13 protein-coding genes are annotated in these 15,459 nt (G+C 36.6%); all 13 read right to left on the bottom strand.

Annotated elements, in window-relative coordinates; translation table 11 throughout:
- Positions 1 to 90 precede the first annotated feature (90 nt).
- Positions 91 to 381, bottom strand: coding sequence for a WXG100 family type VII secretion target (locus IAE52_RS05575; protein WP_011835708.1), 291 nt, complete (start codon positions 379 to 381; stop codon positions 91 to 93).
- A gap of 334 nt (positions 382 to 715) precedes the next feature.
- Positions 716 to 2,128 carry a Fe-S cluster assembly protein SufB gene (gene sufB, locus IAE52_RS05570; RefSeq protein WP_004255207.1) on the bottom strand — a complete coding sequence of 471 codons (1,413 nt, stop codon included), beginning with the start codon at positions 2,126 to 2,128 and terminating at the stop codon, positions 716 to 718.
- A gap of 233 nt (positions 2,129 to 2,361) precedes the next feature.
- Positions 2,362 to 2,820 carry a Fe-S cluster assembly sulfur transfer protein SufU gene (sufU, locus tag IAE52_RS05565; RefSeq protein ID WP_004255197.1) on the bottom strand — a complete coding sequence of 153 codons (459 nt, stop codon included), beginning with the start codon at positions 2,818 to 2,820 and terminating at the stop codon, positions 2,362 to 2,364.
- 115 nt (positions 2,821 to 2,935) lie between these two features.
- Positions 2,936 to 3,418 carry a hypothetical protein gene (locus IAE52_RS05560; protein ID WP_010906139.1) on the bottom strand — a complete coding sequence of 161 codons (483 nt, stop codon included), beginning with the start codon at positions 3,416 to 3,418 and terminating at the stop codon, positions 2,936 to 2,938.
- A gap of 1 nt (position 3,419) precedes the next feature.
- Complete coding sequence (locus IAE52_RS05555) at positions 3,420 to 4,637, bottom strand: cysteine desulfurase (RefSeq protein WP_109991144.1); 1,218 nt, start codon at positions 4,635 to 4,637, stop codon at positions 3,420 to 3,422.
- Complete coding sequence (gene sufD / locus IAE52_RS05550) at positions 4,637 to 5,893, bottom strand: Fe-S cluster assembly protein SufD (RefSeq protein ID WP_017864923.1); 1,257 nt, start codon at positions 5,891 to 5,893, stop codon at positions 4,637 to 4,639. Before sufD ends, IAE52_RS05555 begins: the two co-directional genes overlap by 1 nt.
- Positions 5,894 to 6,029: 136 nt before the next feature.
- Positions 6,030 to 6,800: a Fe-S cluster assembly ATPase SufC gene (gene sufC, locus IAE52_RS05545; protein WP_004255181.1), complete on the bottom strand. Its 771-nt coding sequence runs from the start codon at positions 6,798 to 6,800 to the stop codon at positions 6,030 to 6,032.
- A gap of 174 nt (positions 6,801 to 6,974) precedes the next feature.
- On the bottom strand, positions 6,975 to 8,306 hold the full coding sequence (locus IAE52_RS05540; RefSeq protein WP_021722251.1) for a glycosyltransferase family 4 protein: 1,332 nt from the start codon (positions 8,304 to 8,306) through the stop codon (positions 6,975 to 6,977).
- A 2-nt stretch (positions 8,307 to 8,308) separates the two neighbouring features.
- Positions 8,309 to 9,010 (bottom strand): adaptor protein MecA, encoded by a 702-nt coding sequence (locus IAE52_RS05535; protein WP_004255173.1) that lies wholly within the window; start codon positions 9,008 to 9,010, stop codon positions 8,309 to 8,311.
- Positions 9,011 to 9,139: 129 nt separating this feature from the next.
- Complete coding sequence (locus IAE52_RS05530; protein WP_004255171.1) at positions 9,140 to 9,874, bottom strand: amino acid ABC transporter ATP-binding protein; 735 nt, start codon at positions 9,872 to 9,874, stop codon at positions 9,140 to 9,142.
- Positions 9,874 to 10,560: an amino acid ABC transporter permease gene (locus tag IAE52_RS05525; protein ID WP_033899921.1), complete on the bottom strand. Its 687-nt coding sequence runs from the start codon at positions 10,558 to 10,560 to the stop codon at positions 9,874 to 9,876. The genes IAE52_RS05530 and IAE52_RS05525 overlap by 1 nt, the downstream gene beginning before the upstream one ends.
- A gap of 147 nt (positions 10,561 to 10,707) precedes the next feature.
- Complete coding sequence (locus IAE52_RS05520) at positions 10,708 to 11,616, bottom strand: diacylglycerol kinase family protein (protein WP_033899919.1); 909 nt, start codon at positions 11,614 to 11,616, stop codon at positions 10,708 to 10,710.
- A gap of 144 nt (positions 11,617 to 11,760) precedes the next feature.
- Positions 11,761 to 15,384: a DNA-directed RNA polymerase subunit beta' gene (gene rpoC, locus IAE52_RS05515; RefSeq protein ID WP_017864926.1), complete on the bottom strand. Its 3,624-nt coding sequence runs from the start codon at positions 15,382 to 15,384 to the stop codon at positions 11,761 to 11,763.
- Between the last annotated feature and the right edge of the window lie 75 nt (positions 15,385 to 15,459).

Raw genomic sequence — 15,459 nt, 5'->3', positions numbered from 1 at the left:
AAGGCTTATGATTCCTTATACTCCTTGTATTTCTCCGCTTCACCCTTAGAAAGTCTCAAAATAAAAGAGCACCGCAGAGGGTGCTCATCATTAAAATCCAAAACTTTGAGCATCTTGTGCATCGCGTTCTTCAACAGTATCTGCGTATTTATTCAACTGTTGATTGATACTTTCAAGCAATTCTTCAAATTTTCGAACATTTTGTTCTAATTGATTGTATTGTTCTAAGTATGCTTGGAATGCTTGACCTTTCCACTCTTCAGCGATTGTTGAATTCATAGAATTCACACGTTGAATCGCTTGTTCAATTTGCTCTTTAGATTGAATGTAAACTTGTGCTTGTTGTTTTAGCTCAGCTGGCGTTACAGAAATAGCTCCCATTTTAAATCTCCTTAAATTTTTAATATATATGTAATTAATGAAACTTATTACCTTAATTTTATAATATATAGACCTTAACTTTTTACAAATATATTTTATCACAACGATTTTGTTATGTCAATAATTCAATTGACCTATAATTGAAAAATATAAGTATTAAAACAAAAGAATAATTTCATTTTGATTACTTGCTTTTTTCTTTGTATTCACAAACCTAATATTTTGCCCTATTCTACCCGATTTTATTGAGCTCTCATGCTCATTAATAAACAAAAAAACGTTTCTTTATTCAGAAACGTTTTTATTTCGACTTTTCCTAAAGTTTTAGAGAAACTTACCCAATAGAACCCTCCATTGAATAAGAAATCAAGCGATTTAATTCAACAGCGTATTCCATTGGCAATTCTTTGGTAAAGGGTTCAATGAAGCCCATGACAATCATGTCAGTTGCTTCTTTTTCTGTGAGTCCACGACTCATCAAATAATAGAGTTGTTCTTCTGAAATTTTTGACACCTTCGCCTCGTGTTCCAAGGCAACTTGTGAATTATGAATTTCATTGAATGGTACGGTATCTGATTTTGATAAATCATCCATTAAAATTGTGTCACATTCAATATGAGAAGCAGATTTTTTAGAATTTTTTCCAAAAGTAACTTGTCCACGGTAATTGACTGCTCCACCATTTTTGGCAATAGACTTAGAAATGATTGAACTTGAAGTATTTGGTGCGTTATGAATCATTTTAGCACCTGTATCTTGATTTTGGTTTGCTCCAGCAAAAGCGATTGAGAGCATTGTTCCACGCGCTCCTGGTCCATTCAAATGAACGGCTGGGTATTTCATGGATACTTTTGACCCTAAGTTTCCGTCAATCCATTCAACCGTCGCATTTTTTTCTGCAGCAGCACGTTTGGTAACCAGATTATAGACGTTATCTGACCAGTTTTGAATAGTAGAGTAGCGCATATAACCACCCTCTTCAACAAAGATTTCAACCACTGCTGCATGAAGTGAACTTGCGGAGTAAGTTGGTGCAGTACATCCTTCAACGTACTGAATAGATGCCCCTTCTTCAACAATAATCAATGTCCGCTCAAACTGTCCTGATTTTTCGTTGTTAATACGGAAATAGGCTTGAATCGGAATCTCACATTTGACTCCTTTAGGAACATAGACAAATGACCCACCAGACCAAACGGCAGAATTTAAGGCTGCCAATTTGTTATCCGTTGGTGGAACGAGTTTGCTGAAATATTTTTTGAAAATTTCTGGATAGTCACGTAATCCTGAATCAGTGTCAGTGAAAATAATTCCTAATTTTTCAAATTCATCTTTCATATTATGATAAACAACTTCTGATTCATATTGAGCAGAAGCTCCTGCCAAATATGAACGTTCCGCTTCTGGAATACCAATTTTTTCAAAAGTGTCTTTGATTTCTTGAGGAACGTCTTCCCAAGAACGCGCAGCTTTTGCTGATGGTTTTTGATAATAAACAATATCATTAAAATCAATACCAGAAAGATCTGGGCCCCATTTTGGCATGTCCAATTTTTTAAAAGCTTCAAAAGATTTCAGACGAAACTCTAACATCCACTCAGGTTCATTTTTTGTTTCAGAAATTTCGCGAATAACTTCTTCGGTCAAACCTAAACCTGTTGTGAATTCAAGTTCTGCATTATCGTGAAATCCAAATTTATATTCTTCGAGGTCTTTGACGACTTCTTGTGTACTATTTTCTGTCATTTTTCTTCCTCTTTGGCATATTTATTACTGACAGACTTGTCAGCTTTGCTGACAAATCCTTCATCCATTGATAAAAAGCTCAATTCAATCGCTTTTTACTGACAGACTTGTCAGCCTTACTAACAAGTCCTTTATCCATTGATAAAAAGCTTTTTTGAGCCGCTACTGACAAGCTCATCAGTTTTACTGACGAGTTTTTATTTGCTGATAAAAAATCTGTCAGTAATTTTTAGCTATTCGCCATGAATTACTGTTTCTTGTGCTTCACCAACATCAATGGCTTTTTTTAGGGCATTCCAAGCCAGAGTGGAGCATTTTACTCGAGCTGGAAATTTACTAACCCCTGCAAGAAACTGAGCATCTCCAAGTTTTTCTTGTCGTTCGTCAGTTTCACCGGTCACCATTGCTGAAAAAATAGTTGCCAACTCTTTTGCTTCTTCTTTTGTTTTTCCAAGAACAGCAACGGTCATCATTGAAGCTGAAGCTGTTGAGATTGTGCAGCCATGACCGCTAAAAGCAATGTTTGAAATGACATCATTTTCAAATTCAACAGTCAGGCGAATCACATCACCACAGGTTGGATTGTTGAGGTCAACCATACATCCTGTCTGTAATTCTCCAGCATGACGTGGATTTGATGAGTGGTCAAGAATTACTGCACGATATAGATTATCTAATTTAGATAAAGCCACATTTTCACACTTTCTTTATTTTAATATTGATAAAAATAAATTCTAAAAGTTACTGACAGCCTTCTTTAATGACTTATAAAATTTCTGTCAGTAACTTTTTGATTATTCTTTTTCTCTAATCATCCGTTTTTATTCCATTTTTACGAATATAACGAAGGACGAGGTTTGCTGCAATTACCACAGCTAAAATGATGATGATAAATAGAATGAGTAAGCCAATCGAACCCTGAACGAGTGAACGAAATAGGCTTAGTCCTCCTGAGGCATAGATAAATCCCCAAGCTAAGTAACCTGGAATCGCAGCCAATGTGTATTTATACCAAGACCAATTTGTTAGGCCAGCGCCAAATTGAACAGCAGTTTGAAAACCGACCGTTAAAAAAGACAGAGGAATAATTGGCCAACCCATTTTTTGAATGGCTAAAATTCCAGCGGAAGTCTCTGAATTTTTCTCAAGTTTTTTGCCCCACTTCGTTTTCAAAATTCCATGATAACTCAATTTTCCTAACCAAAAAGTACATTGAGCTCTAAAGAAAACAACAACAAATAGAAATGTGGTTGCCAACCAAAGTGGGAGGGAGGCGACCCAATTAAGCATATTAATCAAGGTTGAAAAACTCCTTTGTTTTTTTAAGTGCTTCAACTAATTTATCACAATCTGCTTTTGTATTATAAAGATAAAAGCTTGCTCTAGCAGTTGCCGGAGTTTCGAGATAATTCAATAAAGGTTGAGCACAATGGTGACCAGCTCTTACAGCTACCCCCTCCATATCAAGGGCAGTTGCGACGTCATGTGGATGAAGTCCTTCAATATTAAAAGCAATTAGACCGCCTCTTTTTACATTATCTTTCGGTCCATAAATCTTTAAGCCTTCAATTTCTTGAAGTTTTGGCATTAGGTAATCAATCAATTCAATTTCGTGCTGATGAATTTGGTCAATTCCAAGCTCTTGAATATAATCAATCGCAGCTCCTAAAGCAATAGCACCCGCAATATTAGGTGTGCCAGCTTCAAATTTCCAAGGAAGTTCTGTCCATGTTGAATGACTTTCATAAACAAAATCAATCATTTCTCCCCCAAATTCGACAGGTTCAAATTGATTTAGAAGTTCTTCTTTGCCATAAAGAACGCCAATTCCGGTTGGTCCCATCATTTTATGACCTGAGAAAGCAAAGAAATCGACATCCATTTTTTGAAGGTCAATCGCCATATGTGGTGTAGATTGTGCACCATCAACCACCATGTAAGCACCGTGTTCATGAGCAATTTTGGTAATTTCTTCTACTGGATTAATTGTCCCTAATACATTAGAAACATGAGCAATCGATACAAATTTAGTTTGATTAGTGATTTTTTTACGTAAATCATCCATATCTAGCTGACCATCTTTAAGATAGACAAACTTTAAGATTACTCCGGTTTTCTTAGCAACCTCTTGCCAGGGAACAATATTAGAATGGTGTTCCATAATCGAAATGACAATTTCATCCCCTGTTTTTAAGATTTGCCCAGCAAATTGAGCAACCCAGTTGATTGAAGTCGTTGTTCCTCTAGTAAACAAAACCTCTTTTGTTGATTTAGCATTGATAAACTGACGGACTTTTTCACGCGCCGCTTCGTATTTTTCAGTTGCTCGTTCTGCCAAAGTATGAACACCACGGTGGACATTAGCATTATCATTTTCATAATAATCTTTTATCGCAGCCAAAACCTTCAAAGGTTTTTGAGTCGTTGCCGCATTGTCCAAATAGACCAAAGGTTCATCATTAACAATTTGATTCAATACTGGAAAATCTTTTTTGATGCCTTCAAGCATTACATGCCCAGCTTTCTTTCAATAGTTTCAATAAATTCTGCTTGGACTGATTTGACAGGAATTTCACTGACAACTGAACCGAGAAATCCTCGAATAACAAGTCGTTTAGCAGTTTCTTCGTCAAGTCCACGAGATTGAAGATAGAATAAATCTTCCTCATCTACCTGACCAACAGAAGCTGCGTGACCCGCAGTTACTTCATTTTCATCAATCAAGAGAATTGGATTTGCATCTCCTCGTCCTTTATCAGAAAGCATTAAAACATGAGAAGATTGTTGGGCATCCGCATTTTTCGCCCCTTTGATAATATGACCAATGGCATTAAATGTCAAAGTTCCTTTATCAAGAATTACACCATTTTGCAAGATATGACCAACCGAATTTAGACCAAAATTAGTCACTCTTGTATCAATTCCTTGCGTTTGATGACCTGTTGAAATCCCAACCACTTTAATTTGTGAATGAGAACCATTCCCTTTGAGGTCACTATCAAAGTCAGCAACAACATTTCCGTCATTCATGACACCAACGGACCAGTCAACTGTTGCATTATCACCAATCAATCCGCGACGAACAACTGAAGCTGTAACATTTTCTCCTAAACGGTCAATGGCTGCAAATTTGACTTGAGCCCCTGCTTTTGCAATTACTTCAACGACAATATTTGCTTTTACCTTTGAGCTTTGCTCGCCACTTGTTTCCAAACGTTCAAGGTAGTCAACTTTGGCATTTTTTCCAACGATAATTAAAATTCGTTTATTAAAAGGAACTTCTGATGAACCCTCTTGCATCAAAATTGATTCAATGGGTTCAAGAACTTCCACACCATCTGGAACATAAAGAACTAATCCAGAATTAAATGTCGCAGTATTTGCTGCTGTTAAACGACTTTCATTAAATGGAACCACAGAACCAAAATTTTCCTCAAGTAGTTCGGGAATTTCGGTTAAAGCTGAATTGAAATCTGTGAAAATTACGCCTTGTTCAGCCAAATTTGGTGTCATTTGTTCCATAACTGTTTGACTTCCGACTTGAACAAGCAAAGGATGATTTGGAATTTCCGTAAAAGTAGGAACAGATCCAATTTCTTCGTTTTCAGAAATTGTTAAATGGTCTAAGCCCCAACGATTAATTTTTACTCGTTCAATATTAGGTAATTCTAGATTTTCAAATTCAAGTGCAGCTTTTTGACGTAAATCTGATAACCAAGCTGGTTCAGCATGCATTTGTGAAAAGTTTAAGATTTCTTGATTCATAATTAATATTAGCAAGTTTGCATTTTCTTAACTGAGTTCACTAATTGCAGACAAAACATTCTGTCAGTAAATTAATGAACTTTAGACTTACTGACAGCTCTGTCAGTAAGCAAAAATAACTTACTATCTCCTTTCCTTAAACTTCTTCTTTATATTCTAATCCAAGTTCCTCAGCGATATTGACATATCCTTCAGTTTCTAGACGTTTAGCTAGTTCTGCGCCACCTGTTTTCACAACACGACCATCCATCATAATGTGGACAACATCTGGTGTAATATAATCAAGCAAACGTTGATAGTGGGTAATAATCAATGCCCCAAATTTCTCACCACGCATTGAATTAACACCTTTAGCAACAACTTTTAAAGCATCAATATCAAGTCCTGAGTCAATTTCATCAAGAATGGCAAAAGTTGGTTCTAACATCAAAAGTTGAAGGATTTCATTACGTTTCTTTTCACCACCAGAAAAGCCTTCATTGAGATAGCGCTCAGCCATTTCTTCTTTCATGCTCAAAACTTCCATATTTTTATCCAATTTTTTGATAAATTCCATAACAGAAACTTTGTCATCCTCAGCACGTTTAGCATTCATTGCTGCTCGCAAAAATTCTGCATTCGTAATTCCTGGAATTTCAGATGGATATTGCATGGCAAGGAAAAGTCCAAGACGAGCTCTTTCATCAACGCTCATTTCTAAAACGTTTTGACCGTCAAAAAGAACTTCTCCTTGTGTCACGCTATAATTAGGATTTCCCATAATTGCAGCAGATAATGTTGATTTACCAGTCCCATTAGGTCCCATAATCGCATGGATTTCATTGGTGTTGATGACTAGATTGACCCCTTTGAGAATCTCTTTATCTTCAATCGCCACATGAAGATTTTTAATTTCAAGTGTAGCCATTTTTTCGCTCCTTTGAATTGTCAATTGTATTTGACATTTATAGTCTCTATTCTAACAAAAAATTGACAAAATTTGTTATTTTCGCATACATTATTTTTATTAATCGCAATATAAATAATAAATGACAACAGGCATTTTTATATATCAAAAAACCTCTAAAATTAGAGGTTTTTCTTATTTTTTATTTCGACTTCTACGATAATTTTGAATTGGGAATTCTTGTGTTGGTTCATCAATTTCCTCATCTATCATTGAATGATTTTCAATATCTTCTTCATTTTCATCTATATCTGCATCTTCATCAGAATGGAGAACTTTATCACGATAACTAGAATTTCCAACAAATTTCAGTGCTTTTAAGACTGGCTGCCGATTTTCGCCTAGAATTCCAACAAGTTCAATAAATATTTCCAATCCAAAGAGACAAGCAATCACTAAGAGAATCCCACCGATACGACTTGAAAATTGCAAAAGAATGGAGATAAATGCAAATATTGATGCAATTCCATAAATGACTAGAACAGCTCCACGATGAGTAAAACCAAGTGCCATTAGGCGATGGTGAAGATGTCGTTTATCAGCCGTTGCAATCGATTGACGATTAAGTTTCCGACGAACCATTGCCATAATTGTATCCGTAATTGGTACTCCTAAAATTAGTAAAGGAGTCAAAACGGCTACAGCCGTTGCATTCTTTAATCCTTGCAAAGAAGCAACCGAGATGATAAAACCAAGGAATAGGGCTCCCGTATCTCCCAGATAAATAATCGCTGGATGATAATTATAAGGAAAGAATCCCATAATTGCAGCCACCATTATAAAAATGGTAATCGGTAAAAATACATTTGGACTTGGTAAGAAAAAGTAAGAAACAATTCCCATTGTTGTCAGTGAAATAATTGATACTCCACTTGCTAGTCCGTCCAATCCGTCAATTAAATTTATTGCATTAGTAATCGCAAGTATCCAAAAAACGGTAAAAATAAAGGATAACCAAGCAGGAAAGATTAGTAAAGGTCCCCCGAAAGGAATTTTTAAATTATCAAAGCGGGCGTTGGTAAAGAACCAGATAAAACTCGCCGCAACTGTCAATCCTAAAAGTTTCATTTTAGGTGAAATTTCTTTTATATCATCAATCAAACCAGTCAAAACAACAATTCCAGCACCAACAATAAAGGGCCAAATGTAGCTAAAATAGCTGACTAGCTGAATTGGCTGATGACTTGCGCCATGTACTGGAGGTTGCGAATGAATGGGAGGCTGATTATGAACAATATGTGGCAGAATAAACAAGGTCGCAATCGCAAAAGCAATGAAAATGACCAGACCTCCAGCAGAGGGCATTGGTTTTTTATTCACACGACGCTCGTTAGGCTTGTCCACCGCACCAATTGCTTTGGACACAAAAGTCATAATTGGCGTTAAAATCACAGAGATACCAAAAGTGATAATAATAACAATTAGAAACTTAAGTGCAAAGGGGATTTCTTTTAATGTATCAACCATATTTAGATTTTTCTAAGAACATCTAAAGCACGTGTCGCGATAAGACATTCACCATACTCCTGCAAAAATTCTCGACTCATTTTTGTTGCTTCCCCATATTCCATCATTCGTGAACGGGTACTTTCAACATGCATCTTGCCTTTTTCTTTTTGATTATCCAAAACAACAAGATAAAAATTGCCATCATAACGATAAAACTCTGATTCTTCATCAGCAAACTTCACATTTTTTATTCCTGTTAAGACAGACATAATATCTTCATAACGAATAGAGTAATAAATAAAATCTGGCTCTTGTTCAGCTTCGTCTTTTTTTGTTCCTGGTAAACCAAGCCCAGGTTTAAAATCAGTAATTCCTCGCTCGCGCGCCATATCTGCCCCTATTTCATTTAATTTATTATAAAAACCAGTCATCAATTCTTCAAACTCTTCTGGGTCATCTGGAATTTCTCCACCTTCACCTAGCATCGCTTCTTCATGAACAATCATATGAACACCTTGAGGAAAAGGTTGGATTTGGAAAGTTAACATTCCCACATTTCCAAAGCGATTTTCTAAACCAAGCTCATCAACCAATTCATAGAAAAATTGTTCAATGACTTCTTGATTTCCGAAAAAGTCTGATAATTTGATATCATAATCTGTCAAATCATCAAAAGACAAGGTGATTTTTATAGTATTTTCGTTTATATCCTCATATTTCATTTTGTTTTCTCTTTTCTATAATTTGTCTTCTATCACTTTACCAGTCTTATTAGTATTATACCACAGACCAGAAAAAAAACAGCAGACATGCCGTTTTTTTGATATTCTCTTTAACTATAAGCTTTTAAATTATAGGACTTTTGCTAAAAAGTCTTGTGTTCTTTTTTCTTTTGGAGAATCAAAAACTTGTGCAGGTTTTCCTTGCTCAACAATTGTCCCATCAGCCATGAACAAAACTCTGTCAGCAACTGTTTTAGCAAATCCCATTTCATGGGTTACAACAACCATTGTCATTCCTTCTTTGGCAAGTTCTTGCATCACGGCTAAAACTTCACCAACCATTTCAGGGTCAAGTGCTGATGTTGGTTCATCAAAAAGCATCACATCTGGGTTCATGGCTAAAGCACGAGCAATAGCTACCCTTTGTTGTTGCCCACCTGACAATGCTTGTGGATAAGCCTCTGCTTTATCTGAGAGTCCAACTCTTTGAAGTAAATCTTCCGCCGTTTTTTTAGCTTCTTCTTTGGTCATTTTACCCGTTTTAACTGGAGCCAAACATAGATTTTCAAGGACTGTCATATTAGGAAATAGATTAAATTGTTGAAAAACCATCCCCATTTTTTCTCGGTGTTTGAAGACATCCACTGATTTATCAGCAATATTAACTCCTTCAAAATAGACTTGACCATCTGTTGGCTTTTCTAATAAGTTCATCGTTCTTAAAAAAGTTGATTTCCCAGAGCCAGAGGGGCCAATCATCACAACAACTTCACCTTTTTTTATTTGGATATCAAGTCCTTTTAAGACTTCATTTTTTCCAAAATATTTATGCAGATTTTTTATTTCGATTAAATATTCATTCATTATTTTGCATATCCTTTCCCGAGTTTCTTTTCAAATAAAACAAGTAAGCGACTGACAACAAAAGTGACTACAAAATAGTAGAGAGCTACAAATAACATCGGGCTAATGGTTTGATAAGTCAAATTTGCTACTGTTTGTGCACCATTGAAAACTTCCATTACCCCAATTGTATAAAGAAGCGAGCTGTCCTTGATAATTGTCACAAATTCATTGCCGACGGCTGGTAGAATGTTTCTCAAAGCCTGAGGTAAAATAACGGTTGCCATCGCTTGTTTTGGCCGAATTCCTAATGAATAGGCGGCTTCTTTTTGACCAAGAGGAACAGCTTCAATTCCAGCCCGAACAATTTCCGCCATATAAGCCCCCGAATTCAATGAGATTACAATTATCCCTGGAATCAAGCGCCCCAAATCTTGTTGTAAAATCCCAACTTGAAAGGTTGGTAAAGATAGACTTCCCATTAAGCCAAAACCAAGCATAATTTGAACGAGCATTGGTGTTCCACGGAAAATTTCAATATAGATATTTGCCAACCAGCGCAATGGAGCAATTTTAGAAATCTTGGCAAGGGCTGTGACAATCCCTAAGAGTGTTCCAATCAAAACCACGAAAGCTGAAATCAAAATTGTGACAATCATCCCATCATTAAAATAGGGCAGATATTTCGGTAAAAAATCAAAGTTCATATTTTCTCTTTTCTGTTTTATAATTTCTATTTTTATAAAAAAACAATAGCATAATTATAATATAAAAAGTATAAAAATACAACAATTAATGTATAATAATTAATTGAAAATAAATAAAAACTCCATAATTGGAGTTTTTTTATTCTGTCAGTAAATAATCATTCTTCTTTCAGTACTGATTGAAAGTCTGTCAGCAGCAACTAACTCATGAATTTCTCCATCAATTTGGACTGGTTGACTTTCTGCTAATTCTACAGAAAACTGAGGACTCACTCGGTGTAAAAATAAAGGATGTTTTAAATGCATTCCACGAAGAACACTTGGAATTAATGAAAAAGTCCGTAATAAATGATGTTTATTATATTCAACAAGGTGAATATCTGCATTTTCATTGGTGGCCTCAGGAGAAATTTTTACTCCACCTCCAAAGTATGGATGTTTGGTAAAAGTCATCAGAAAGGCATTTTCTAGTGAAATTTCTTGATTTTCTACTTCAATTAAAGCTGGAAATGGTTTTTTAGTTATCAAAACGTGCAAGGCAGTCAAAATATATGAAAAACTTCCCAATTTCAATTTGTTAAGCACTTGTTTAAGCTTTCCTTCATTGGCAGATTTCACGATAGTTGCATCTAAACCAATTCCAATATTATTTAGAGCATAGCCACTCAATCCTTTAGATTGATAATTCATGATAAAAATCTCATGATTAATTCCTCTACGAGCAGCTTCAAAAGATTCAATTGGGTCAAGCTCCAACTTTAAGCTTCTGGCGAAATCATTGCCAGAACCTGAAGGAATATAAGAAAAGGCCTCTTCTTCTGGAAGTTCATTAATGACAAGTGAAATGGTACCATCCCCACCAATAATAACTAAGTGGTCATCCGGATTTTTAAGGTCTAATATTTGTCTGACCAAAGCGCCTTCTTCTCCAGCAGCTTTAGTTTTAAAAAGTCGATATTCATAATTATTTTTTTCCAAATATGGAATCAAAGTCTCCAAAGTCCGCGCACCTTTACCTGCACCAGAATTGGGATTTGCAAGGAGATAATAAGTCATAGAATTATTTTACCAAAAATGACAGAGATTTTATGTTTTTAATGATTTTGTCAGTAAATTTAATAAAAAAAGTTACTGACAAAAATAAAAAAATTACTGACAGAAATTCTGTCAGTAATTTTTATTTATTTTCTAGATTTAAAATTAGTTTTCCACAGTTTCTGTTTCAACTTCTTCTACTTCTGGAGCATTTGTTAAATCAGCTAAAGGTTCAATGTTACGGTAACGGAACATACCTGTACCAGCAGGAATAATCTTACCGATAATAACATTTTCTTTCAAACCAAGCAAGTGATCTTCTTTACCACGAATTGCGGCATCAGTAAGGACACGAGTTGTTTCTTGGAATGATGCAGCTGACAAGAATGAATTTGTTTCAAGAGAGGCTTTAGTAATACCCATCAAGACTGGACGACCAGTTGCAGGCATTTCACCATTCAAGAGTGCAGTTTCATTCAAAGCTTCAAAGTCAGAAATATCCATCAAAGTACCTGGAAGGATATCAGTTGAACCATTATCCATGACACGAACTTTACGAAGCATTTGGCGAACCATTACCTCGATGTGTTTGTCACCAATTTCAACCCCTTGTGAACGGTAAGTTTTTTGTACTTCACCGAGCAAGTAAGTTTCAACTGACAAAGCATCACGAACTTGAAGCAAGTGTTTAGGTTCGATAGAACCTTGAATCAAAGGTGCACCACGGTGAATAAATTCACCTTCTTCAACCATCAAGACATCAGCCATACCTACAGTGTAGCTACGAGTGTCTGTTTTACCTTTAACAGTAATTTCACGAGTACGTGTAGCAGGATCTTCAACGATTGATTCAACTGTACCAGTTACTTCAGTGATGATTGCTTCCCCTTTAGGGTTACGTGCTTCAAAGATTTCTTGAACACGAGGCAAACCTTGAGTGATATCTGAACTTGACGCAACACCACCCGTGTGGAATGTACGCATTGTCAACTGAGTACCAGGTTCACCGATTGATTGAGCGGCGATTGTACCAACAGCTTCACCAACTTCAACAGCATCACCTGTTGCCAAGTTGATACCATAACAATGTTTACATACACCATGTGGAGTTTTACATGTAAATACTGAACGGATAGTTACTTCTTTAACACCAGCATCGATAATTTTACGGGCAACATCTTCAGAAATCAAAGTGTCGTCAGCAATAATCATTTCACCAGTTTCTGGATGAAGCACTGATTTACGAGTATAACGACCTACCAAACGTTCAAAGAGTGGTTCAACCATTTCTTTACCAGTAGCAATATCAGAAATTACAAGTCCACGGTCAGTTCCACAGTCGTCTTCACGAATGATAACATCTTGGGCAACGTCAACCAAACGACGAGTAAGATAACCAGAGTCGGCTGTCTTAAGGGCCGTATCGGTCATCCCTTTACGGGCACCGTGAGTTGAGAAGAACATTTCCAAGACAGAAAGACCCTCACGGAAGTTTGAGATGATAGGCAATTCCATGATTTTACCATTAGGAGCGGCCATCAAACCACGCATACCAGCAAGTTGAGAGAAGTTAGAGATATTACCACGGGCTCCAGAGTCCATCATCATAACGATTGGGTTTGTCAAATCTTGTTCATCAATCAATCGTTTTTCAAGGGCTTCTTTTGCATCACGCCAAACACCTGTAACAGCGTTATAACGTTCATCATCAGTAATCAAACCACGACGGAATTGTTTAGTGATTTGTTCCACACGTTTGTGTGCAGCATCGATGATTTTATGTTTATCTTCAACAACAGGGATATCAGCGATACCCACAGTCAAACCAGCCAAAGTAGATTGGTGGTAACCAAGGTCTTTCAAGCGGTCAAGGTACTCAGATGTAGCTGTTGTACGGTAACGTTTGAAGACTTCAGCGATGATATTTCCAAGATATCCTTTTTTGAATGGACGAACAGTATCAATTCCAGCCAAAACTTCTTTGATATCTTGACCAGCATCCATAAAGAAACGGTCATCAGTTGAAGTTGTCAAGTTAACATCAGTTGGTTCGTTCAAGTAAGGCATTCCTTCAGGAATGATTGAGTTGAAAATAACTTTACCAACAGTAGTTACCAAGATTTTATCTTTTTGGTTTTCTGTCCAAGGTTTGTTGAGTGATTTTGTTGCGATACCGATACGAGTATGTAAATGTACATAACCATTACGCATTGCAATTTCAACTTCTTCAGGAGTTGCAAAAATCATTCCTTCGCCTTCACGACCTTTTTCTTCCATAGTAAGGTAGTAGTTACCAAGGACCATATCTTGAGATGGTGTAACGACTGGTTTACCATCTTTAGGGTTCAAGATATGTTCAGCAGCAAGCATCAAAAGACGTGCTTCAGCTTGTGCTTCTTCAGACAATGGCAAGTGAATGGCCATTTGGTCACCATCAAAGTCGGCGTTATAGGCTTCACAAGCAAGTGGGTGAAGACGGATGGCTTTACCATCAATTAAGACTGGTTCAAAAGCTTGAATCCCCAAACGGTGAAGCGTAGGTGCGCGGTTAAGAAGAACAGGGTGTTCTTTAACAACTGTTTCAAGTACATCCCAAACATCAGAATCTTGACGTTCAACTTTACGTTTAGCCGCACGAATATTAGCAGCCAATTCTTTCTTAACAAGTTGAGCCATTACGAATGGTTTGAACAACTCAATCGCCATTTCACGCGGAACACCACATTGGTACATTTTGAGTGTTGGACCTACAGCGATAACTGAACGTCCAGAATAGTCAACACGTTTACCAAGCAAGTTTTGACGGAAACGTCCTTGTTTCCCTTTCAACATGTGTGAAAGAGATTTCAATGGGCGGTTACCAGCACCAGTGATTGGACGACCACGACGACCATTGTCAATCAAAGTATCAACAGCTTCTTGAAGCATCCGTTTTTCATTTTGAACGATAATATTTGGAGCATTAAGTTCCATCAAACGTTTCAAACGGTTATTACGGTTAATAACACGACGGTATAAGTCATTCAAGTCAGATGTGGCAAAACGTCCACCATCTAATTGAACCATTGGACGCAAATCTGGTGGAATAACTGGTAATACGTTTAAGACCATCCAAGATAAAGCATTTCCTGATTTTCTGAAAGCTGACAAAACGTCCAAACGACGAATAATTTTTACACGACGTTGTCCAGTAACTGTTTTGAGCTCTTCTTTGAGTTCAGAAACTTCTTTATCAATATCAACATCGTTCAACAAATCTTGAATCGCTTCAGCACCCATTTTCGCAACGAATGAACCAAAACCATTTTTCAAAAGTTGTTCACGATATTCACGTTCAGTCAAGAGTTGTTTCTTCTCAAGATCAGTTTCTTTAGGATCAATCACAACATAACTTGCAAAGTAAATCACTTCTTCAAGTGCACGTGGACTCATATCAAGAGCAAGTCCCATACGTGATGGAATTCCTTTGAAGTACCAAATGTGTGAAATTGGAGCAGCAAGCTCAATATGTCCCATACGTTCACGACGTGATTTTGCAGTTGTTACTTGGACACCACAAAGTTCACAAACTTGATTTTTGTAGAAAACACCTTTAAGTTTTCCACAAGCACATTCCCAGTCTTTTTGAGGACCGAAAATACGTTCATCAAAGAGTCCTTCACGTTCAGGTTTTTGTGTACGATAGTTAATTGTTTCTGGTTTTTTAACTTCACCGAATGACCAGTAACGAATTTTTTGTGGAGATGCGATACCAATACGCATACTCTCAAATTTATTTACATCAACCAATTCTTTCTCCACTTCTAATAAATTTAACGCTAGACGATTATGAGATTAGAGATTTACTGACAGAAATTTTTGTCA

Origin of the sequence: Lactococcus sp. S47 (genome assembly GCF_016517475.1) — a bacterium.
Classification (GTDB): domain Bacteria; phylum Bacillota; class Bacilli; order Lactobacillales; family Streptococcaceae; genus Lactococcus; species Lactococcus lactis.
The sequence above is the reverse complement of the archived record's forward strand: the minus strand, read 5'-3'. Positions and strand labels throughout refer to the sequence as shown.